At 68.0% G+C, this 21,613-nt stretch carries 17 protein-coding genes; 8 read left to right on the top strand and 9 right to left on the bottom strand.

The window, feature by feature from the left end; genetic code table 11:
• Window positions 1–7 precede the first annotated feature (7 nt).
• From tsaC to AC3A4E_RS14500, 5 genes are all read left to right on the top strand, one after another.
• Window positions 8–574 (top strand): L-threonylcarbamoyladenylate synthase type 1 TsaC, encoded by a 567-nt coding sequence (gene tsaC, locus AC3A4E_RS14480; RefSeq protein WP_487632198.1) that lies wholly within the window; start codon window positions 8–10, stop codon window positions 572–574.
• 286 nt (window positions 575–860) lie between these two features.
• The gene (gltB, locus tag AC3A4E_RS14485; protein ID WP_487632199.1) at window positions 861–5,318 is read left to right on the top strand and encodes a glutamate synthase large subunit; all 4,458 of its coding nucleotides are present in this window, start codon (window positions 861–863) and stop codon (window positions 5,316–5,318) included.
• Window positions 5,318–6,799, top strand: a complete 1,482-nt coding sequence (locus AC3A4E_RS14490; RefSeq protein WP_487632200.1) for an FAD-dependent oxidoreductase — start codon at window positions 5,318–5,320, stop codon at window positions 6,797–6,799. The genes gltB and AC3A4E_RS14490 overlap by 1 nt, the downstream gene beginning before the upstream one ends.
• 268 nt (window positions 6,800–7,067) lie before the next feature.
• Window positions 7,068–7,754 carry a hypothetical protein gene (locus AC3A4E_RS14495; RefSeq protein ID WP_487632201.1) on the top strand — a complete coding sequence of 229 codons (687 nt, stop codon included), beginning with the start codon at window positions 7,068–7,070 and terminating at the stop codon, window positions 7,752–7,754.
• Window positions 7,754–8,419 (top strand): DUF4124 domain-containing protein, encoded by a 666-nt coding sequence (locus AC3A4E_RS14500; RefSeq protein WP_487632202.1) that lies wholly within the window; start codon window positions 7,754–7,756, stop codon window positions 8,417–8,419. Before AC3A4E_RS14495 ends, AC3A4E_RS14500 begins: the two co-directional genes overlap by 1 nt.
• Here the strand turns inward: AC3A4E_RS14500 and AC3A4E_RS14505 are convergent.
• Window positions 8,389–8,865 carry a methyltransferase family protein gene (locus AC3A4E_RS14505; protein WP_487632203.1) on the bottom strand — a complete coding sequence of 159 codons (477 nt, stop codon included), beginning with the start codon at window positions 8,863–8,865 and terminating at the stop codon, window positions 8,389–8,391. The two genes, AC3A4E_RS14500 and AC3A4E_RS14505, sit on opposite strands and share 31 nt — an antisense overlap.
• Window positions 8,855–9,631 (bottom strand): SDR family oxidoreductase, encoded by a 777-nt coding sequence (locus tag AC3A4E_RS14510; protein ID WP_487632204.1) that lies wholly within the window; start codon window positions 9,629–9,631, stop codon window positions 8,855–8,857. Before AC3A4E_RS14510 ends, AC3A4E_RS14505 begins: the two co-directional genes overlap by 11 nt.
• A gap of 61 nt (window positions 9,632–9,692) precedes the next feature.
• On the opposite strand from AC3A4E_RS14510, the gene AC3A4E_RS14515 reads away from it, so the two are divergent.
• From AC3A4E_RS14515 to AC3A4E_RS14525, 3 genes are all read left to right on the top strand, one after another.
• A complete protein-coding gene (locus AC3A4E_RS14515) occupies window positions 9,693–9,914 on the top strand; it encodes a hypothetical protein (RefSeq protein ID WP_487632205.1) in 222 nt (73 codons plus the stop codon).
• 542 nt (window positions 9,915–10,456) lie between these two features.
• Window positions 10,457–11,599: a glutamate 5-kinase gene (gene proB, locus AC3A4E_RS14520; protein WP_487632206.1), complete on the top strand. Its 1,143-nt coding sequence runs from the start codon at window positions 10,457–10,459 to the stop codon at window positions 11,597–11,599.
• 17 nt (window positions 11,600–11,616) lie between these two features.
• Window positions 11,617–12,891, top strand: coding sequence for a glutamate-5-semialdehyde dehydrogenase (locus AC3A4E_RS14525; protein ID WP_487632207.1), 1,275 nt, complete (start codon window positions 11,617–11,619; stop codon window positions 12,889–12,891).
• A gap of 139 nt (window positions 12,892–13,030) precedes the next feature.
• Here AC3A4E_RS14525 and AC3A4E_RS14530 read toward each other — a convergent pair whose 3' ends face one another.
• The 7 genes from AC3A4E_RS14530 to AC3A4E_RS14560 form a co-directional block, all read right to left on the bottom strand.
• A complete protein-coding gene (locus AC3A4E_RS14530; RefSeq protein ID WP_487632208.1) occupies window positions 13,031–14,602 on the bottom strand; it encodes an SDR family NAD(P)-dependent oxidoreductase in 1,572 nt (523 codons plus the stop codon).
• A 336-nt stretch (window positions 14,603–14,938) separates the two neighbouring features.
• Complete coding sequence (locus tag AC3A4E_RS14535) at window positions 14,939–16,063, bottom strand: GDSL-type esterase/lipase family protein (protein ID WP_487632426.1); 1,125 nt, start codon at window positions 16,061–16,063, stop codon at window positions 14,939–14,941.
• Window positions 16,064–16,135: 72 nt separating this feature from the next.
• Complete coding sequence (locus AC3A4E_RS14540; protein ID WP_487632209.1) at window positions 16,136–16,774, bottom strand: RpiB/LacA/LacB family sugar-phosphate isomerase; 639 nt, start codon at window positions 16,772–16,774, stop codon at window positions 16,136–16,138.
• A gap of 82 nt (window positions 16,775–16,856) precedes the next feature.
• Complete coding sequence (kduD, locus tag AC3A4E_RS14545; RefSeq protein ID WP_487632210.1) at window positions 16,857–17,612, bottom strand: 2-dehydro-3-deoxy-D-gluconate 5-dehydrogenase KduD; 756 nt, start codon at window positions 17,610–17,612, stop codon at window positions 16,857–16,859.
• Window positions 17,613–17,658: 46 nt separating this feature from the next.
• Entirely contained in the window at window positions 17,659–18,507 is an 849-nt protein-coding gene (kduI, locus tag AC3A4E_RS14550) for a 5-dehydro-4-deoxy-D-glucuronate isomerase (protein ID WP_487632211.1), read from the bottom strand.
• 135 nt (window positions 18,508–18,642) lie between these two features.
• Complete coding sequence (locus AC3A4E_RS14555; protein ID WP_487632212.1) at window positions 18,643–19,698, bottom strand: LacI family DNA-binding transcriptional regulator; 1,056 nt, start codon at window positions 19,696–19,698, stop codon at window positions 18,643–18,645.
• Window positions 19,699–19,795: 97 nt separating this feature from the next.
• Window positions 19,796–21,421 (bottom strand): family 43 glycosylhydrolase, encoded by a 1,626-nt coding sequence (locus AC3A4E_RS14560; RefSeq protein ID WP_487632213.1) that lies wholly within the window; start codon window positions 21,419–21,421, stop codon window positions 19,796–19,798.
• Between the last annotated feature and the right edge of the window lie 192 nt (window positions 21,422–21,613).

The following is a 21,613-nucleotide window of genomic DNA, read 5'->3' on the forward strand; positions in this document are numbered from 1 at the left end:
ACCGCGCATGATCGCGCCCGTGCTCGACATCCCCGCCGCCGCCGCGCTGCTCGCGCGCGGCGGCGTGGTCGCCTACCCCACCGAAGGCGTGTGGGGCCTGGGCTGCGATCCTTTCGATCGTGACGCGGTCACCCGGTTGCTCGATATCAAACAGCGCCCGGTCGACAAGGGCGTGATCGTCATCGCAGGCGCGCTTGCGCAACTCGACCCGTTCGTCGACTGGACGCAGCTGTCCGACGCCGCGCGTCAGCGCATGACCGACAGCTGGCCCGGGCCGAATACCTGGGTGGTGCCCGCCCGCACCGACGTTCCCGCCTGGATCACCGGCGCACATGACAGCGTCGCGGTACGCGTCACCGCACATGCCGACGTCGTGGCGCTGTGCGCAGCCTTCGGTGGCGCCCTGGTCTCGACCAGCGCCAACCTGACCGGTGAGCCGGCAGTCGCGGATCCCGACGCGCTCGACGCCCGTCTGCTCGCACGCATCGATGGCGTCCTCGTGGGTGCGACGGGGGGGCGCAGCGCGCCGTCGACGATCCGCGATGCGATGACCGGTGATGTGCTCCGGGCCTGACCGGTGACCGGTTACAGACGCCGCGCTGGCGTGCGGTCGGACGTCATCCGGTCTGCGACTGGCGCAGCGTTGGCAACACCCTGAATCCGCGTCATTCGCGTGCGTTCGCACCCGTTGGATTGCGGTTGCATTCGCAACTGAAATCGCGTGGCGTACCGGGTTGCCGCACTGCACAAACTGTGATCTAGTCGTGACCCGGTGTGGATGCGTTGTCGCGATGCAAGGACCTTGGCGCTCCGATCCCCGCGCCGGGCCATGCACCTCTCCACGGACTGCGATGACGACGATGCGGGAACTCCCGGGTCGGGGTCTTTACGACCCCGCTGACGAACGCGATGCCTGCGGTTTCGGCCTGATTTCGACGATCGGCGGCAACGCCTCGCGCGAAATCGTGGACGGTGCGCTGCAGGCGCTGTCCCGCATGGCCCATCGTGGCGGCATCGCCGCAGACGGCCTCTCGGGCGACGGTTGCGGTGTATTGCTGTATGCCGCCGATGCCTTCGTCGACACGCTGGCGGCCGAAGCCGGATTCGAATTCACCGGCGCGCGCCGCGCCGCCGGCATGGTGTTCCTGCCGCACGAGCCCGATGCCGCTGCGCAGTGCCGCGAGACGCTCACGCAGCTGCTGGGCGATGCCGACGTGCGCGTCGCCGGCTGGCGCGAAGTGCCGCTCGACGATGCAGCGCTGGGGGCACTCGCCCGCAATTCGAAGCCGCGCATCGAACAGGTGTTCGTGACTGCCGACGGTGACGACGCGCAGGCCTTCGAACGCGTTCTCTATCTCGCCCGCCGCCGCGCCGAACAGGCATTGCGTGCGCATGAGCATTTCTACGTCGTCGGTCTGACGCCCGGCCTGCTCGGCTACAAGGGCATGGTGCTGCCGAGCCATCTGACCCAGCTGTTCCCGGATCTCGCGCGCGAAGATCTCGCAGCGAAGACCGTCGTGTTCCATCAGCGTTTCTCGACCAACACGCTGCCGCGCTGGCCGCTGGCGCATCCGTTCCGGCGCCTGGCGCACAACGGCGAGATCAACAGCATCGAGGGCAACCGGCGCTGGGCGCAGGCGCGCCGTGGCGTGTGGGCGTCGCCGCAACTCGACATCGGCGAGTTCGAAGAAACCGTGACCATGCACGGCTCCGATTCGCAGGCGCTCGACAACATGCTCGAGTGGATGCTGCTCGGCGGCATGGACCTGCTGCAGGCGATGCGCATCCTGATGCCGCCGGCCACGCAGTCGCTGGAATACAAGGACGCCGATCTCGCCGCGTTCTACGAGTACTACGCGATCAATTCCGAGCCGTGGGACGGCCCGGCGGGCGTGGTGATGTGCGACGGCCGCCATGCCGCGTGCACGCTGGACCGCAACGGCCTGCGCCCCGCGCGCTGGACGCTGTCGCAGGACGGCATCTTCGTCATCGCCTCCGAAGCCGGCGTCTGGGACGTCGCGCCCGGGCGCGTCAAGGCCAAGGGCAAGCTCGGCCCGGGCGAGATGATCGCGATCGATCTGACCACCGGCACGCTGCTCGACAACGACGCGATCGACGAGGTCAATCGCGCGCGCGCGCCGTACAAGCAGTGGCTCAAGCGCGGGATGAGCTATCTGCACACCGAACTGATCGATCCCGCGCTCGCCGCCGAACCGTTCGCGCCCGACACCCTGCTTGCGTTCCAGAAGCTGTTCCAGCTCACGCGCGAGGAACAGGAATCGGTGCTGCGGCCACTGGCCGAGACCGAGCAGGAAGGCATCGGTTCGATGGGCGACGACGTGCCGATGGCCGCGATCAGCCAGCGCGTGCGTCCGCTCTACGACTGTTTCCGCCAGGCGTTCGCGCAGGTCACCAATCCGCCGATCGATCCGCTGCGCGAAGGCGCGGTCATGACGCTGTCCACGCAGATCGGCCGCGAGGGCAACATCTTTCTCGACCGCGCCGAGAACGTGCACCACGTGCTGCTGAACTCGCCGGTGCTGTCGCAGCGCAAACTGCGTCAGCTGCTGGCGCTGCCGCGGTTCGCCGAATCGAACCTGCTGCTGGATCTGTACTTCGACGCCGATACCGAAACGCTCGAAGGCGCGCTGCATCGTCTGTGCGCCGAGGCCGAGGCCGCGACGCGTGCGGGCGTCGAGATCCTGCTGCTCAGCGACCGCTATCCCAAGCGCGGCACCGTGCCCGTGCACGCGCTGCTCGCGACCGGTGCGATCCATCTGCATCTGGTGCGCGCGGGCCTGCGCTGCGACGTCAATCTGGTCATCGAAACCGGCACCGCGCGCGACCCGCATCACTTCGCCTGCCTGATCGGCTTCGGCGCGACGGCGGTCTATCCGTATCTCGCGTTCCAGACCCTGCATGCGCTTGGCCGCCGTGGCGTGCTCGCGACCAAGGTCGGCAACGAGCATCTGCAGCTCGGCCGCAGCTACCGCCGTGGCATCCGCAAGGGCCTGCTGAAGATCATGTCCAAGATGGGCATCGGCAGCATCGCCAGCTATCGCGGCGCGCAGCTGTTCGAGATCGTCGGCCTTGCGCCCGAAGTCGTCGACCTCTGTTTCGAAGCGACCCCGTCGCGCATCGGCGGCGCCGGTTTCGCGCGCCTGGAAGCCGATGCGCGCCATCTCGCCGAACAGGGCTGGGACGATGCCGCCCTGCCCGAACCGGGCGGCCTGCTGCATTACGTCCACGGCGGCGAATACCACCAGTTCAATCCGGACGTGGTGACCTCGCTGCAGCGCGCGGTGCTGACCGGCGATCGCGAAGACTGGAAGCGCTATTCGGATTTCGTCGACACGCGCCCGCCTGCCGCGCTGCGCGATCTGTTGCGCCCGAAGGCGGCGACGCCGATCTCGATCGACGGCGTGGAACCGGTCGCGTCGATCGTGCGCCGCTTCGATTCGGCGGCGATGAGCCTCGGCGCGTTGTCGCCCGAAGCGCACGAAGCGCTGGCGATCGCGATGAACCGTCTCGGTGGCCGCAGCAATTCCGGCGAAGGTGGCGAGGATCCCGAGCGCTACGGCACCGATCGCCGCAGCAAGATCAAGCAGATCGCGTCGGGCCGTTTCGGCGTCACGCCGGAATACCTGATCAACGCCGAGGTGCTGCAGATCAAGGTCGCGCAGGGCGCCAAGCCCGGCGAAGGCGGCCAGCTGCCCGGCAGCAAGGTCAATCCGCTGATCGCGCGCCTGCGCTACGCGAAGCCCGGCATCGGCCTGATCTCGCCGCCGCCGCATCACGACATCTATTCGATCGAGGATCTCGCGCAGCTGATCTTCGACCTGCGCCAGGTCAATCCCGATGCGCTGATCTCGGTGAAGCTGGTCAGTCATGCAGGCGTCGGCACGATCGCCGCCGGTGTGGTCAAGGCCGGCGCGGATCTGATCACGATTTCCGGCCATGACGGCGGCACCGGCGCGAGCCCGCTGGGTTCGATCCGCTACGCCGGTGCACCGTGGGAGCTCGGCCTGTCGGAAGCGCGCCAGGCGCTGCAGTTCAACGACATGCGTGGACAGGTGCTGCTGCAGACCGACGGCGGCCTGAAGACCGGTCTCGATGTCATCAAGGCCGCGATGCTGGGCGCCGACACCTTCGGCTTCGGAACCGCGCCGATGATCGCGCTGGGCTGCAAGTACCTGCGCATCTGCCATCTCAACAACTGCGCGACCGGCGTGGCCACGCAGGACGAGCGCCTGCGCGCGAACCACTACAAGGGTCTGCCCGAGCGGGTGGAAACGTTCTTCCGCAACGTCGCCGAGGACGTGCGCGAACATCTGGCCGCGCTCGGTGTGCGCTCGCTCGACGAGATCGTCGGCCGCACAGATCTGCTCGAACAGCATCTGCGCCACACCCGCGATGCGGTCGACATCGACCTGTCGATGCTGCTGCGTCGCGATCCGGACAAGCCGCTGTCGTATTGCGGCACGCCTGCGCTGCAGTCGCCGCCCGATGGTCTGGCCGCGGCGCTCGATGCGCGCGTGTCGAAAGCAGTCGAACGCGGCGACGGTGGTGAATTCGATTTCGAGATCCGCAACACCGACCGCAGCATCGGTACGCGCCTGTCCGGCCTGATCGCGCGTCACCATGGCAATACCGCGATGAGCGATCGCCCGGTCACGCTGCGCCTGCGTGGCACTGCCGGCCAGAGTCTCGGCGCGTTCAACGCCGGCGGCCTGCACATTGATCTGGAAGGCGAAGCGAACGACTACGTCGGCAAGGGCATGGCTGGCGGTCGCATCGTGCTGCGCCCGCCTGCGGGCAGCGTGTTCGAATCGCGCAATACGCCGATCCTCGGCAACACCTGCCTGTACGGCGCGACCGGCGGCGAAGTCTATGCCGCGGGTCGCGCGGGCGAACGCTTCGGCGTGCGCAACTCCGGCGCGGTCGCGGTCATAGAAGGCGCCGGCGATCACTGCTGCGAATACATGACCGGCGGCGCGGTCGCGGTGCTCGGCCGCATCGGCCTGAATTTCGGTGCCGGCTTCACCGGCGGCATCGCTTACGTGCTCGATCTCGATCGCGATTTCGTCGACCGCTACAACCACGAACTGATCGACATCCTGCGCGTCACGCCCGAGGCCTTCGACAATTACCGCTCGCACCTGCGCGATCTGATCGAGACCCACGCGCGTCTGACCGGCAGCGCGTGGAGCGGACGCATCCTCGACGAGTTCCGCGATTTCGTCGGCAAGTTCTGGCTGGTCAAGCCGAAGGCCGCGAGCCTCGAAGCGCTGGCCGAAGATCTGAGGAGAGCCGCCTGATGAAGCGCGATGTGTTCCGGTTCTTGAACGAACCACGCGAGATGCCCGACAAGGTGCCGCTCACCCTGCGCACCGATGGCGACTGGAACGAGCTCTACGGCAGCTTCGAAGACCGCGAGGCGGCCCATCAGGCCGATCGCTGTCTCGACTGCGGCAATCCCTACTGCGAATCCAAGTGCCCGGTGCACAACTACATTCCGAACTGGCTGAAGCTGGTGCAGGAAGGCCGCGTGCTCGAAGCCGCGGCGCTGTGCCACGAGACCAATCCGCTGCCCGAGATGTGCGGCCGCGTGTGTCCGCAGGATCGTCTGTGCGAGGGCGCGTGCACGCTTGACGACGGCTTCGGCGCGGTGACCATCGGCGCGGTCGAGAAGTACATCGTCGACACCGCGTTCGCACAGGGCTGGCGGCCGGATCTGTCGAAGGTCGTCGCAACCGGCCAGCGCGTGGCGGTGATCGGCGCCGGGCCTGCGGGCCTGTCGTGCGCGGACCGTCTGGCGCGTGCCGGCATCGCCGCGGTCGTCTATGACCGCTATGAACAGATCGGCGGTCTACTGCAGTTCGGCATCCCGAGTTTCAAGCTCGACAAGTCGGTGATCGCGACGCGCCGCACCGTGCTCGAAGGCATGGGCGTGGAGTTCCGGCTCGGCGTCGAGATCGGCAAGGACATCGCGATCGACACCCTGCTCGAAGAATTCGATGCGGTGTTCGTCGGCACCGGCGCCTACCGCTACACCGATGGTGGTCTGCAGGGCCAGGATCTGCCGGGCGTGCTGCCGGCCCTTCCCTTCCTCGTGCACAACGGCCGCATCGTCACCGGTGGCGATACCTGGGGCCGCCCGGTCGCCGGCTGGGAAACCTCGCTGACGTTGCCGAAGCTCGAAGGCAAGCGCGTCGTCGTCCTCGGCGGCGGCGACACCGGCATGGACTGCGTGCGTTCCGCGGTGCGCCTCGGCGCGGCCAGCGTGACCTGCGCGTATCGGCGCGATGAAGCCAACATGCCCGGCTCGGCGCGCGAAGTCGGCAACGCGCGCGAGGAAGGCGTGCGTTTCCTGTTCAACCGCCAGCCGCTGGGCGTCGACGCCAACGACGCCGGCGATGTCGCCGGCGTGCGCGTGGTCGAGACGAAGCTCGGCGAGCCGGATGCGAACGGCCGCCGCGCCGCGGTGCCGATCGACGGCACCGAATCTCTGCTCGACGCCGACGTCGTGATCATCGCGTTCGGCTTCTCGCCGGTGGTGCCCGAGTGGCTCACCACGCACGGCGTCGAAGCCAAGGGCAACGGCCGCATCGGCGTGGGCGGCGAACGTCGCCTGCCGTACCAGACGGCGCACCCGAAGCTGTTCGCCGGCGGCGATGCGGTGCGCGGCGCCGATCTCGTGGTCACCGCGGTGCAGGAAGGCCGCGACGCCGCGGCCAGCATCGCGCGCATGCTGCGCAAGGCCACGCGCCCGACCAGCGCGGCGCTCGACGCCGCCTGAGGCGCGTCCGGCGGCATCGGAGGTCCCGCGGGCTGCCTGCAGACGCGCACGGAGGCCGCTGCAATCACCGTCGCTGCTGCGATCGCGATGCGACCTCGAAGGGCGCGGAGGCGGGTTGAATCCCTGCCTCCAGATAGCTGCACCCGGCAGCCGCGATCGTCCGGGCGATCCGATCCGCCATCTAGGTGACACATCCTGGCGTTGGTCCGGATCCGGTCCGCAGGAGGCGCCGATTTGCGTTGCGCCGGCAAAGTCCCATGATGGGAACATGCACGCCGCCTACCGCCCGCGCGCCCTGATGAGCCTGGCACTGTTGCTGTGCGCGTCCGCGCTTGCACCGGCGGTGGTCGCCCAGTCCCAGCCCGGGGTGACGGTCTATCGCTGCACCGATGCCAGCGGACGCGTGTCCCTGCGCGATTCGCCCTGCGCCGACGGCCAGGCGCAGGAGGTCCGCAGCATGCTGCGGCCGGTGGATGGCGCTCCGGTGCCCCGCCCTGCCCCGCAGACCCCCGAGCCTGCGGCAGCGCCTGCATCGCAGGTGATCGTCATGCGGCCTGCGCAACCGATGTACCGCTGTGTGCGTCCCGACGGCAGTCGCTACACCAGCGATTCGTCGCAGGGCAATCCGCGCTGGGTGCCGTTGTGGACGCAGGGCTATCGGCCGGCGCGTCGTGGACCGTCGACCCGCGTCGAGGCCGGGGCGGGCAGCGACGGTGCCGGTATCGAGATCGACACCCGCACCGGACGGCGTCCGCAGGGCGGCTACTACGGCGCGGGCACGTGGGTGTACGACGAATGCCGCCCGATGCCCCAGGAAGAGATCTGCGGGGTACTGACGGACCGCCGCGGGGAGATCCGCCGCCGCTTCTTCAATGCACAACCGACCGAGCGTGCGGAACTCACCACCGAAGAGCGCTCGATCAACACGCGCCTCGCGCAGGACTGCGGCCGTTGATGCGTCGGCTGCTTCTTTGGGCCGCGTTCGCCTGCATGCTCGCGAGTGGTGACGGCCACGCCGCGACCACGATCATCTATCGCTGTACGGACGCCGCCGGTGCGGTCACGTTCCAGAACGGCACGGCCTGCCCGGCGGGGCACCGCCAGGAGCGGCGCGTCGTGGAGATGGCGACGCCCATGCCGACCTACGAGCCGCCACCTGCCCGTCCGGTGCGCGCGCCGCAGGTGCCGCTGATCTCGCAGTTGCAGGCAGTGGAGACACCCGACGGAACCGGCGGGGATACGTCGTCCGGACCGCCACCGCCCCTGTTCGCCTGCCGCGTATTCGACAACAGCACCTACTGGCGCGAGGACGACACGCCGCCGCTGCGCTGTCGGCCGATGCAGACCGTCGGTATCGGCGGGCTGCCGGGACTGGGCGCGGGCGAAGCCTGCGAGCAGGTCACCGATGTCTGCGAAGCAGTGCCCGATGACGCCTTGTGCCGCAGCTGGGAGACACGGGTGCGCGAGGCCGAGTTCCGTTGGCGCTACGCGCAGGGACGTGCACAGGACCCGTTGCGCCGGGAGTACGAAGACGTGTTCGCCACCTGGCGCGACAGCAGTTGCGGCCCCGCAGGCGACGCAGCGTCTGCTCAGAACCAGCGCGGTACCGACGCGCGGTAGTCCGCATAGTCGGCACCGAAGCGCGCATCCAGACACGCTTCCTCGAACGGGATGATCGCCTTGCGCAGGATCGCGAGCGGGATCGGCATCAGCGCCAGCGCCCACGGCACATCGAGAATCGCGGCCAGTCCCGCGTAGCTCAGCAGCAGGCTCAGATAGAACGGATTGCGCGTCCAGCGATACGGGCCGCGCACGATCAGACGTGCCGGCATGTGCGCTGGCATGATCGTCGTGCGGCGCAACGCGAACAGCGCGATGCACCACAGTGCGAGCGCCAGCCCTGTGTTCGCGAGCGCAGTGCCTACCAGATGCACGGTGTCGAGCGCAGGACCTGTGGGGATCGGCAGGCCCAAAAGGGTCTGCAGCAGCGCGGCCACCGCGAATGCCACACAGAAATGCAACGGTGACGTCGAGCGCACCAGCCAGGGTGCGCGCTCAGAAGCCATGGCGCAGAAATCCGCCGTCGACCGCGATGCACTCCCCGGTGATGTAGGCCGAAGCCGGCAGGCACAGGAACGCGACCGCCGCGGCGACTTCCTCCGGTTCACCGATGCGGCCCATCGGCGTGCGCAACAGCACGTCGTCGAGATAGTCGGGGTCCGACAGCGGACCCGAGGTCCGCCGCGTGCGGATGTACCAGGGCGCGACCGCATTGACGCGGATACCGTCCTCGGCCCATTCGACCGCGAGGTTGCGGGTCATCTGGTGCAGCGCCGCCTTGCTCATGCCGTAGGGCGCGCCGCTGCGTACATGGGTAATGCCCGACACGCTGCCGACGTTGACGATCGCCGAACTGCCGCGACTCGCGAGCAGCGGATGCGCGTAGCGCGCGAGCTCGAAGGCGCTGAACACGTTGACCTCGAAGATCTCGCGCCATTCGTCTTCGGCGTAATCGTTCGTCGCGCGGCTGAGATTGCCGCCGGCGTTGTTGACCAGGATGTCGAGGCCGTCGCCCTGGTCCTCGACCCAGTCGAGAATCTCGCGTCGCTGCTCTTCGTCGACGACGTCGGCGATCATCGCGCGCACGTCTGCCTGCGGAAACTCCTCGAGCAGTTCGTCGCGCGTCGATTCCAGTGCGTCGCCGTTGCGGCCGACGATCAGCACCGTCGCCCCGAAGCCGGTCAGTTCGCGTGCGATCGCGCGGCCAATGCCGGCGCTGCCGCCGGTGACGAGGGCCAGTTGTCCATCCAGGCGCCAGCGGTGCGGATCCATCGACATTCCCCAGTCTGCGTCGGCGTTAGGATAGCGCCGAGCCCGCCCGTCGGAGTGCCGCATGTCCAGTCCACGCGTGTTTCCGTTCGTCGCCACCGTCCACCGCTACGCCCGTACCGGCGTCAGCGCACTGCTGCTGATGGCCTGCGCGGCCTGCATGCCACCGCCGGACGCGCCGACCGAAAAGCCGACCGAGCCGCAGGCCATGCAGGTACGCGACGCGATGCAGACGCCACGCGACGCCGCGCATGCGACGCATTGGACATCCGACGACAGTGCGTAACGGCAGCGCTGCGCGCCTCGAGGATGCGGGGGGTCCGAGTCGCCTGCGAGCTGACGGACGCCTGCACTGCACGCGTTCGGTTGTCCTGATGCATGGCCGCGTTGCTGCATGCACTGACCGCTTCCGTGCTGCGATGCGCACAGACGCGCGCTGACGTCGCGAACCCGTGCGTCCACAGATTGCACGTGCCATGTCGCATTGCAGACGCGGCTCCTGACCTGCGCGAAACAGCTGAAATGAAGCGATTTTTCGCCCGATGATCGGCGCCGGACATCGAAACGATACGGCGTGCACCGATGGTGATGTCAAAGGCCGTTCGAGCACGGATGTTATGATGCATCCCAGTTGGACCGGTTTTCCGGCGCGGTTTCCGCGTTTCCGATGTCCGGTCCACACCTGCGCTGCCCCGCCGATGACCGGCACCGCCAGCGTGTTCTGTCTGGTATGCGCCCTTTGCCGACCGCTGTCGGCACGGCGCACTGCGTGTCTGCATCGATGACCTGGGCGCGTCCACTTCTCCAACGACGAGGACCCCGTACACGATGTCGCATCCTTTTCCCGAACAACCTCTCCCGAACTGGCGCCGCGCCGTCATCAAGGTCGGCAGCAGCCTGTTGACCGATGGCAAGGGCCGGCTCGGCAAGCGCAATGCCGCAGCGCTCGCCGGCCTCATTGCCCAGTTCCATGCGCAGGGCCGCGAAGTCCTGCTGGTGTCATCCGGCGCAGTCGCCGCAGGCCGCGGCCTGATGGCTGGCACGCGTAACGGCTTGGTCCAGCGCCAGGCACTGGCTGCCCTCGGACAGGCGCCGATGCTGGCGCTGTGGCAGGGCATGGTCGAGCAGCCGGTGGCCCAGGTGCTGCTGAGCCACGATGACCTCCGCAACCGTCGGCGCTATCTCAACGCGCAGAAGGCGCTGCTCGAGCTGCTGCGCATCGGCGCGCTGCCGATCGTCAACGAGAACGACACCGTCGCCGTCGATGAGCTCAAGCTCGGCGACAACGACAATCTGGCCGCAGCCGTCGCGACGCTGGTCGACGCCGACATCCTGCTGATCGCGACCGATACCGGCGGCCTCTACAGCGGCCATCCCACGCACGATCCCGACGCGCGTCCGCTGTCGCGCATCGACGCGATCACGCCCGAGATCATGCGCATGACCCAGGGCGGCGCCGGCACGCTGGGCACCGGCGGCATGTACACCAAGCTGGAAGCGGCGACCAAGGCCGCGGCCGCCGGTGTGCACACCGCGCTGTTCTGCGGCCGCGACCCCGCCGCGTTGTCGGCCCTGGGCAACGACCGCCTGCGCGGCACCTTCATTCCCGCGCATGGCGAACGCCTGGTGGCGCGCAAGCTGTGGCTGCGGCATACGCCGCCGAGCGGCGGCGTGCTGCGCGTCGATGCCGGCGCATTCGAGGCGATGACCGAGCGCGGCGCGTCCCTGCTGCCCGGCGGCGTGGTCGCGGTCGAAGGCGACTTCAATCCCTCGGCAATGGTCGACGTCATCTGCGTCAAAGGCCGCCGCCTGGCCCGCGGACTGGTCCAATATCATTCGGCTGACCTGCAGCGCATCGCCGGTCGGCACAGCCGCGAGATCGAAGGCGTGCTCGGCTTCCACAACGGCCGATCCGTCATCCGCCGCGAAGACCTGGTGCTGCTGAGCCCGGCCGCGTCGGTGTTGCAATGAACCTGAAGGAGTCCCCCATGACCGGTTATGTCCGCCCCCTCGCCGAGCGCGCCCGCGCCGCTTCGCACGTCATCGCCAGCCTGGAGCCGGCGCAGCGCGCTGCCCTGCTGGTCTCGATGGCCGACGCTGTTGCTGCAGGTCGCGACACCATCCTCGCCGCCAACGCTGCCGACATGGCGCGTGCGGAACAGGCCGGCACCGTCGGCGCGATGCTCGACCGCCTGCGTCTCGACGCCGACCGCGTCGACGGCATCGTGACCGCGATCCGCGAGGTCGCCATCCTGCCCGACCCGGTCGGCCAGATCACCCGGACCGAGACCCACGCCAACGGCATGGTGGTCGAGAAGGTGCGCATCCCGCTCGGCCTGATCGCGATGATCTACGAAGCCCGTCCCAACGTGACCGCCGACGCCGCCGCGTTGTGCGTGCGCGCCGGCAACGCTGTGCTGCTGCGCGGCGGCTCGGAGGCGCGCGACAGCAACGCCGCGATCGCCGCGTGCCTGCATGCGGCGCTGCGCGCGCACGGGCTGCCGGTCGAAGCCGTCGCGCTGATCGAGGACACCGCGCGCGAGCACGTGCTGGAACTGCTGCAGCTCAGCGATCTCGTCGACCTGGCGATCCCGCGCGGCGGCGAACGCCTGATCCGCTTCGTCGCCGAGAACGCGCGCGTACCGGTGATCAAGCACTACAAGGGCGTCTGTCATCTTTATGTCGACCGCGCGGCGGATCCGGCGCTCGCCCTGCAGCTGGCAATCGACGGCAAGCTCTCGCGCCCCGGCGTGTGCAACGCCCTGGAAACGATGCTGGTCCACACCGAAATCGCGGACGGCTGGCTGCCCGGTGCACTGGCCGAACTCAGCGCGCGCGGCGCCGAGATCCGTGGCTGCGAGCGGACACGTGCGCTGTTTCCGGGCGCAAGCGCGGCCACGGAAGAGGATTACGCGGCTGAGTTCCTGTCGCCGATCCTGGCGGTGCGGGTGGTCGATTCGATCGACACCGCCATCGCGCACATCCAGACGCACGGCTCGGACCACACCGAAGTCATCGCCACTGGCGACACCGCCGCGGCGGACCGTTTTGTGCGTGGCATCCGCAGTTCGGCGGTGATGGTCAACGCCTCGTCGCGCTTCAACGATGGCGGCAGCCTCGGCCTCGGCGCGGAGATCGGCATCTCGACCACGCGCCTGCATGCCTACGGCCCGATGGGTCTGGAATCGCTGACCATCGAGCGCTACGTCATCCGCGGCGCCGGCCAGGTCCGGCATCCGGAATCGGCGCTCGCCGCCGGTTGAGTGAGGCACGCGTGCCGACGTCCTGCGTGGATGCCGGCACGCTCTCCGCTGAAGCGGGTCGCGCGCAGACGCGCGTGCAAGGCGCCCGCCCTCGGGACGTCGCGGGCGCAGCGCCTCACAGCGTGCGCCCGGCAGCGCCTTACCAGTCCGTCGGCTTGTAGTCCTTGAGGAACTGGCCCCAGACGTGGGTGCCGGTGTTGATGCCGTCGATGATGGGATCGACGATGCGCGCCGCGCCGTCGACGATGTCGAGCGGCGGATGGAAGCGCTCCTCGACGATCTTGCGCTCGGCGATCTCCACCGGATCCTCGTCGGTCACCCAGCCGGTGTCGACGGCGTTCATGTGGATGCCGTCGCCGTGGTAATCCGCGGCCGAGGTGCGCGTCATCATGTTGAGCGCGGCTTTCGCCATGTTGGTGTGCGGATGCTTGGTGGTCTTGAAGTTGCGATAGAACTGCCCCTCCACCGCGGACACGTTGACGATGTGCTTGTCGCGTTCGGGCGTACGCACCATCAGCGTCTTCAGACGCGCGTTGAGGATGAAGGGCGCGACCGCATTGACCAGCTGCGTTTCCAGCAGTTCGACCGCCGGCACTTCATCCATCTGCAGGCGCCATGAGTTGCGCCCGCGCAGGTCGACCTGCTGCAGATCCTTGTCGACGCGGCCTTCGGGGAACAGATGCGCCTGGCCGACCAGTTCGTCGGCGAGCAGCGGCACCTGCGACAGTTCCGCGGCGCGTGCGAGACCGGCGCGTCCTGCACTGCTCTCGACCAGCGACTGGCTGCCGCCCGGCAGCAGATCCGCCGCGCGCAGGCCTTCGTAACCACCGACCAGCTTGCGCACGTGTTCGGGCAGTTCGTGCAGCGCGGCGGTTTCGCCGGCCATCATATGCGCGTAGAACGCGGGCGGACGGCGCACCGTCTGGCAGGCGTTGTTGACGATGAAGTCGAGCCGGTCGCGCGTGGCGACGAGTTCGGCGCAGAACGCTTCGACGCTCGGCGTGTGGCGCAGATCGAGGCCGAACACTTCAAGCCGGTCGCCCCACTCGCCGAAGTCCGGCTCCTGCGCGTAGCGCTGCGCGGAGTCGCGCGGGAAACGTGTGGTGACGATCAGCGAACAGCCCGCGCGCAGCAGCTTGAGACCGGCCTGGTAACCGATCTTGACCCGGCCACCGGTCAGCAGCGCGACGCGACCGGTGAGGTCGGCCGTCTCGGTACGCTTGAGGAAATTCAGTTCCGCGCAGGTCGGGCACAACTGGTCGTAGAAGTGATGCACCTGCGTGTACTTCTGCTTGCAGACGTAGCAATGCAGCAGCTCCGGCGATTCCGAGTAAGGCAATGCTTCCGGCGCGGCGTTGTGTGGATCGTGCTGGCCCGGCGGCTGCGGCGGGAAGTAGTTCGGCGTGGTGAACACCGGCTTGCGGCGCAGCGTGCGAATGCCGGTCTGGTCGAGCAGCGCCTCGGTGCGGCGCACCTTCTCGCGGTTGGCCTCGCGCAACGCTTCCTTGGCCTGCTTGCGACGCGCGCGCGGCTCGGGATGGTGCACGAGCGCGACCGCCTGCAGCAGGCGGATGCGGTCTTCGTCCGGCAAACCGTCGAGCACGCTGCGGTCGTCGCGGATCGCCTCGAGCAGTTCGAACGCGATGCGTGCGCGCTGCGGCAGGGAATCGTCGGCGTCGGAGGCCGGAAGCGGAGCAGAAGTCGAATTCAAGAGCATGTCCGTGGGCGTGCGCGACTAGTCGGACGCGGGGCGCCGGTGTCGTGCGGGGGAAGCGTGCAGTGCATCGGCGGGTCGGCCGTCGCGGGCGTGGAGCGGTCACGACAGTGACGCGAGGCGCCTGGTGCATGGCCGTGCCGCCGATCGTTCGGGATCAGCGACGGCCCCATTTTCGCCGATCGGCGGGGGCTGTGCCATCGGACCGCGTTCCTGCCCGGTTTCCAGCCGTCCGCGCCCTCGGGCGCGATCGTTCAAGCCGCGGCGCGGACCCGACGTGAACGGGCCCGCGTGGTGACCGGCGCATGCCGTCCGCGACCTGCAGCGGATCGGTCAGCGCTTCACCGGCTGATAGACGATGAAGATCACCAGTTCCTCGTCGCCGATCTGGTCGAGCGCATGGCGGTCGCCATTGCGGGTCAGGATCGCGTCACCCGGCCCGACCTCGCGGACCGTGTCGTTCAGCGTCAACCGGCCACGTCCCGACAGCACGTAATAGATCTCGTCCTTGTCGTTGACGTGATCGCCGATGGTCGCGCCGGGGTGAAAGGCGCGCTTGCGGAAGATCAGGTCGAAGCCGGTGGCGTCGGAGAAGAACGGATACGCCGTCGTCTTGCCCTGCCCCTCGTGCGGGCCGGGCTGTTCGATCGCGATGTCGCGTTCCTGCACGACCACCGACGGCGACACCGGCGCTGCAGCCGGCGCAGGCAATGCGTTGCACTCGGCCGCGCTTGCGGCCTTGACCGGCGCCTCGACGTCGATGCCGCGCCAGCCGGCGGCGACGAGACAGGCGACCGCATTGGCGCCGGCCTCGCTGAAATGGGTGCCATCGGTCTTGCCCTGCGCAGGCACATGCATGAAGTAGGGCTTGGCTCCCTCTTCGCCGTGCGCGCGGATCCAGTCGCTGGATGTGGCGTTGAGATCGATCAGCGCAACGCCTTCGCGTTCCGCCAGCGCCTGCATCGCCAGCGTGTAGCGGCCATGCGTGTCGACCAGTGAGCGGAAGTCGTAGAGCAGGCGCGCGACCGGGGTGATCAGGATCGGCGTGGCGCCGTGTGTGCGTGCGACTTCGACATAACGCTGCAGCTGCTGCGGGTAGTCGGTCGCGGGATCGGTGTAGCGCGTGGCGTCCTCGCGCTTGGCATCGTTGTGGCCGAACTGGATCAGCAGCACGTCGCCTGCGCGAATCTCGCTGGCGATCGCGTCGAGCCGGCCTTCGTCGATGAAGCTGCGCGTGCTGCGCCCGCCCACCGCGTGGTTGCGGACCTCCCAGCCTTCGGCGGTCCAGTCCGGAAATTTCTGGCCCCAGCCGGCCTGTGGCGCGCGCTCGGCGCCGTAGGTCGCCGCGGTGGAATCACCGGCGATGAAGATGCGGTGCGGTGCGGGCGATGCGGCGAACGCGGTGCCCGCGGCACCCAACAGCAGCAACAGATATTTCATCGTGAGGGCGCTCCGCAGGAATCGGGGTTGGCACCACAGGCCGCCGCACTCTGGCGGCGGCCTGCGTCGTGCAACGGTGTCGCGCGGGGCTTACTTGCCCAGCACACCCTTGACGTAGGCGACGATGGCGTCGTCCTGGGCGTTGTCGAAGAACGCCTTCTGGAAGCGCTCGCCGCCGACGGCCTGCTTCACCAGCTCCTGGTCGATCGCCTTCAGGCCTTCGACGAAGTCCTTCGACGCGCCCTTCTTGACGTCGGCCAGGATGCCGGCGTTGGTCATCTGCGATTCCTTGCGCTCGGCCGGGTAACCCTGGCCGCGCTCGCCGTCGAACGCCTTCTCGAAGATGTAGCGGATGTTGATTTCCGCGCCCCAGCCGTAGCCCTTGGCGAACGGCAGTGCCAGCGCGTTGCCGTTGTTGACCTGCGCGAACAGGAACGCGTCGGTCGGCTCGATGCAGTAGCCGCAGTACACGCCCGGCCATGCATTGAGCGACATCAGCGCGCCTTGGCCCGTGCCGCAACCGGCGACGACGAAATCGACGGCCTTCGAGTTCAGCAGCAGCGAGGCGCAGATGCCGAGGTGGATGTAGGTCAGGCGGTGGTCGTTGTCGCCGTCCATGCCGACGTTGAAGACGGTGTGGCCCTTGTCCGCGGCGACGGTGTTGAGCTGCTCCAGCACGACCGGGTTCTTGGCGGCCTGGCTGAATTCCTGCATCAGTGCGATTTTCATTGCGTGTCTCTCTTGCGTGTTCGAAGGGGAAAGAAACGACAGGCCCGCCGATAGGGCAGACCGGTCGGAAAACGTGCGTGGATCAGCGCGCGAGCCAGCCGCCGTCGACCGGGATCACCGCACCGTTGACGTAATCGGACGCGCGGCTGGCGAGGAACACCGCCGTGCCGCCGAGATCCGAAGGCTCGCCCCAGCGCGCGGCCGGGATGCGATCGAGGATCGACTTGTTGCGGGCTTCATCGGCGCGCAGCTGCGCGGTGTTGTCGGTCGCCATGTAGCCCGGCGCGATGGCGTTGATGTTGACGCCCTTGCCGGCCCACTCGTTGGCGAGCAGGCGGGTGATGCCGGCGATGCCCGACTTGCTGGCCGTGTACGACGGCACACGGATGCCGCCCTGGAACGACAGCATCGACGCGATGTTGATGATCTTGCCGCTGCCCTGCGCGATGAAATGACGGCCGACGGCCTGCGACAGGAAGAACGCGGACTTGATGTTGACGTTCATGACGTCGTCCCAGTCCTGCTCGCTGAAATCGACCGCGTCGGCGCGGCGGATCAGGCCGGCGTTGTTGACCAGGATATCGACGCCGCCGAGGCCGTCGAGCGTTTCCTGCAGCAGACGCGCGACCGGCTCGATGCTGGTCAGGTTGGCTTCGATCGACACGAACCTGCGACCCAGCGCCTTGACCTTGGCTTCGGTCTCGGTCGGCGGGCTGATGCCTGCCGCAGCGATGTCGGCGCCGGCTTCGGCCAGTGCCACTGCGATGCCCTGTCCCAGGCCGGTGTTGGCGCCGGTGACCAGCGCGACCTTGCCTTCGAGACTGAACGGATTCGTCATTGCGTTGCTCCCTGTTGCGATACGGGTGGTGGCCACGTGCGGCCGGTTACTTGAGCTGGCAGATGTCCAGCACGTGCATGTCGGTGTAATCGAGGTTTTCGCCGCCCATCGCCCAGATGAAGCAGTAGTTCGATGTGCCGGCGCCCATGTGGATCGACCACGGCGGCGAGACGACGGCCTCGTTGTTCTGCACCACGATGTGGCGCTGCGCGTCGGGCTCGCCCATGAAGTGGTAGACGCGATCGGCGTCGCCGAGATCGAAGTAGAAATAGACCTCGCTGCGACGGTCGTGGAGATGCGGCGGCATCGTGTTCCAGACGCTGCCCGGCTTGAGGATCGTCAGGCCCAGCAGCAGCTGCGAGGACTGGCAGGTGGCCGGCACGATGTACTGGTAGATGGTGCGTTCGTTGCTGGTTTCCAGCGCGCCACGCTCGAGCGGCACCGCGTCGGAGATCGAGATCTTCTTCGTCTCGAAGCGCGCGTGCGCGGGTGTCGAGGCGAGATAGAACTTCGCCGGTGCGGACGCATCGTCGGACGCGAACACGACCTCGGCACTGCCCATCGGCACATACAGACCGTCCTTCGGCGCGAGTGCATACGCGGTGCCGTCGACGGTGACCGTGCCGGCGCCTGCACCGACATTGACGATGCCGAGCTCGCGACGCTCCAGAAACGGACGTCCGGCAGCGGATGCGGGCTCGGTCTGCGTCGGAAGCGAAAGCGGCCCTGCGACCGGCGAGGCGCCGCCGATGACGAAGCGCTCGTAGTGCGTGTAGCTCAGACGGATTGCGTCGTCGACGAACAGACCGTCGAGCAGATACAGATCGCGCAGCGCGTCGTTGTCGATGCCCTGCATCACACCCGGATGGGTGGCGTAGTAGGTCTTCCCGTACATGACGGCTCCGGAGCGGCTGACACAACGATCGGGACCCCATTGTAGGCCGTCCGGTAACCGGTGTCATACCGCGCCGCGGCATTCGCCGGAGCGCCGCGCCGACGCCCGGCGGAACCCGTGCGCGTGGCGCGGGGATCAGGCTTTGGGCGGCTGGCAGGAGTCGCGCAGGATCAGGTGCGGACGCACGCTCGCCAGCGGTCGCGGGCCGTCGACCGGCTGGATCAGCATCGCGGCGGCTATGCGGCCGGTATCGCGGGTGTCGCGGCGGACCGACGTCAACGGCGGCCACAGACGGGTCGCCAGCGGACTGTCGTCGTAGCCGACGACCGACAGGTCGCGCGGCACGTTGATGCCTTCCCGCATCGCCACGCGATAGACGCCTGCCGCCATCTCATCGTTGCCGCAGAAGATCGCGGTCGGGCGCTTCTTCGCCAGCAGCAGTTTTTCCGCCGCGGCGACGCCGGATTCGAAGGTGTAGCCCGCTTCCACGACGCGGGCCTTGGGCAGCTCGATGCCACGCTTCTGCAGCGCCGACAGGAAGCCGCCGGTGCGCTCGATCGAGGAGCGGTAATCGCGCGGACCGGTGATCAGGGCGATGTCCCGATGGCCCAGCGACTGCAGGTAATCGGCGACTTCGGAGGCGCCGTCGTGGTCATGGGTCACGACCATGCGCTCGGGCTTGTCCATCGACACGGCCGCGATACGCACGTAGCGCACGCCGATCGAATCGAGCATTTCGGCCAGCGCCGGGTCCTCGGACACGCGGGGCACCAGCATCACGCCATGCAGCTTCTGCTGCTGCACGAAGCGCCGCACGCCGTCGACGTAGTCGGGCTTGCGGCTGTCGCAGGGGTGCACCACCAGTTCGAAGCCCGAACCGCGCAGCGAATCCAGCGCGCCGTACTGCATGTTGACGATGAACTGCGCGGTCGGGTTGTCGTAGACCATGCCGATCAGGAACGAGCGGCGGAACGCCAGGCCGCGCGCCAGCGGGTCGGGCACGTAGCCCACCTCGCGCATCAGCGTCTCGACCTTCTCGCGCGTGTCCTGACGGACCAGCGGCGAGTGGTTGATGATCCGCGACACGGTCTTCTTCGACACGCCCGCGAGCCGGGCGATGTCGTTGATCGTCGCCGGGCGCTTCAGATCCGCCGGGACCGTTGCCTTCGTTGTCTTCGTCACTGCGGGCATCGGTCGTTCCGTTGGTCGGGTTGTCGCGCGGTTTCCATTCTAGCGGTACATCCCGGAGCGTCGTGTCGTCGACGCCCCGGCCACGCGGGCGGACCGCTCAGTCGACCGCGCGGTACTGGAAGTTCCGGAAATGCACCTTGCCCTCGCCGGCCGCATAGATCGCCGGCTTCACCGCGAGGAATCGGCCGGCCACGTTGTGGTGATAGCCCGAGATTTCCATCTGCACCGGGTATTTGGTCCAAGCCTCGCCGTCGGTGCTGGTATGGATGGTCACGATGTGCTGGTCGTTCTTGACCCGCATCCAGAGCTTGCCGCCCGTGGCGCTGGGCGCGATCTGGCTCGGTCGTTCTTCGCCGTAGCGATGCATGATGAAGCGCTCGCCGTTGCTGCCCACGCCGACGTAGAGCTTGTCGCTGTAGAACAGCAGCGCCCCGCCCTGCGCGCCCGGTTCGATCTCCATTTCCACCTGGAATTCGTAGGATTTGTCGCCAGCGATCACCGTCAGCGGCGAACTGTCGCGCGGCTGCGTGCCCTTGCCCTGCAGCGACAACGTGCCGTCGCCGAAACCCAAACGCGTGTACTCGGTCTGCGTCGGGTTGTAGAACGACCACTGCGCGCCCAGGGTGCTGCCCCTGAAATCGTCCGACAGCGCCATGCCGTGCTGGCCCACCGATTCGCCGGCAGGCTTGGCCAGCGGCTGGCCGAGATCGCCACCCTTGCCGACGAACCAGCCGTCGTCGGTCCACTCGATCGGCTCGAGCAGCGCCTGGCGGCCGAGCGTCCAGTAGCCGTTTTCGTAGCCGTGATAGATCATCCACCAGCGGTCGTCGATGCCTTCGACGATCGTCGCGTGGCCGCGCGACCACCACGGCTCACTGCGATCCACGGTGCGCACGATCGGATTGTGCGGCGAGTTCTCCCACGGCCCATGGATCGAACGCGAGCGCGCGGTGATCACCATGTGTCCGGTCGGCGGACCGGCCGTGCCGCCGACGGCAGTGGTCATGTAGTACCAGCCGTCGCGGAAGTTGATCTTCGGGCCTTCCTGCGCGTAGGCCTCGACATCCCACTCTTCGGGGTACTGCCAGCCGTCGTAGACATGCTTGGGCTCGCCCACGACGCTTAGTCCATCGTCGGACAGCTGCACGTACCCGCCGCCACTGAGGAACAGATAGCGCTTGCCGTCCTCGCCGACCGCATGACCGGGATCGATGTAGCGGCCGAGGCCGATGTCGACCGGCTCGCTCCACGGGCCCTTGATGTCGTCGGCCCAGACCACGTAGTTGCTGCGTTCGCTGCCTTCGGTGCCGCCGGTGCGCGCGGGGAAATAGATGTAGTAGCGCTCGCCGTGCTTGATGATGTCCGGCGCCCAGATCGAACCGACGTTCTTCGTGATCGCGTGGCCCAGCGGCTGCCAGTTCACCAGATCGCGCGAATGCCACAGCGGCAGGCCCGGATAGGCGTCGAACGACGACAGGGTGAGGTAGTAGTCGTCGCCGTCCTTGAGCACCGAGGGATCGGGGCGGTCGCCCGCGAACACCGGATTGAGAAAGGTGCCGTCACCCAGATCCGCCTGGCGCTGGTTCTCGATACCGCGCGCCCATTGCGGCGTCGGACTGCCTGCCACACCGTCCGCGGTCTGCGGGGCGGCCAGGGCGACAGCGCCCGATGCGAAAAGGACTGCGCAGGCAGCGGACAGACACAGGGCGCGTGGGATGGGCATGGTGCTCCGGAGGCTTTAAAGGCGGTTGGAAAGCGGTGATGACACCGCTGGTCATCGGGACCGTACCAGAGCGTGCGCGGGCGGACATCCTGCGTCGCAGCACGATGTGCATCCGAAACCGTCGCTGGCAGCGTCGAGCAGCCACAGCGTGCGGCGGCGCACGCCACGCAGGTCCACCAGATGCCGGCATCA

This window comes from Luteimonas sp. Soil_N_1, assembly GCF_057656255.1.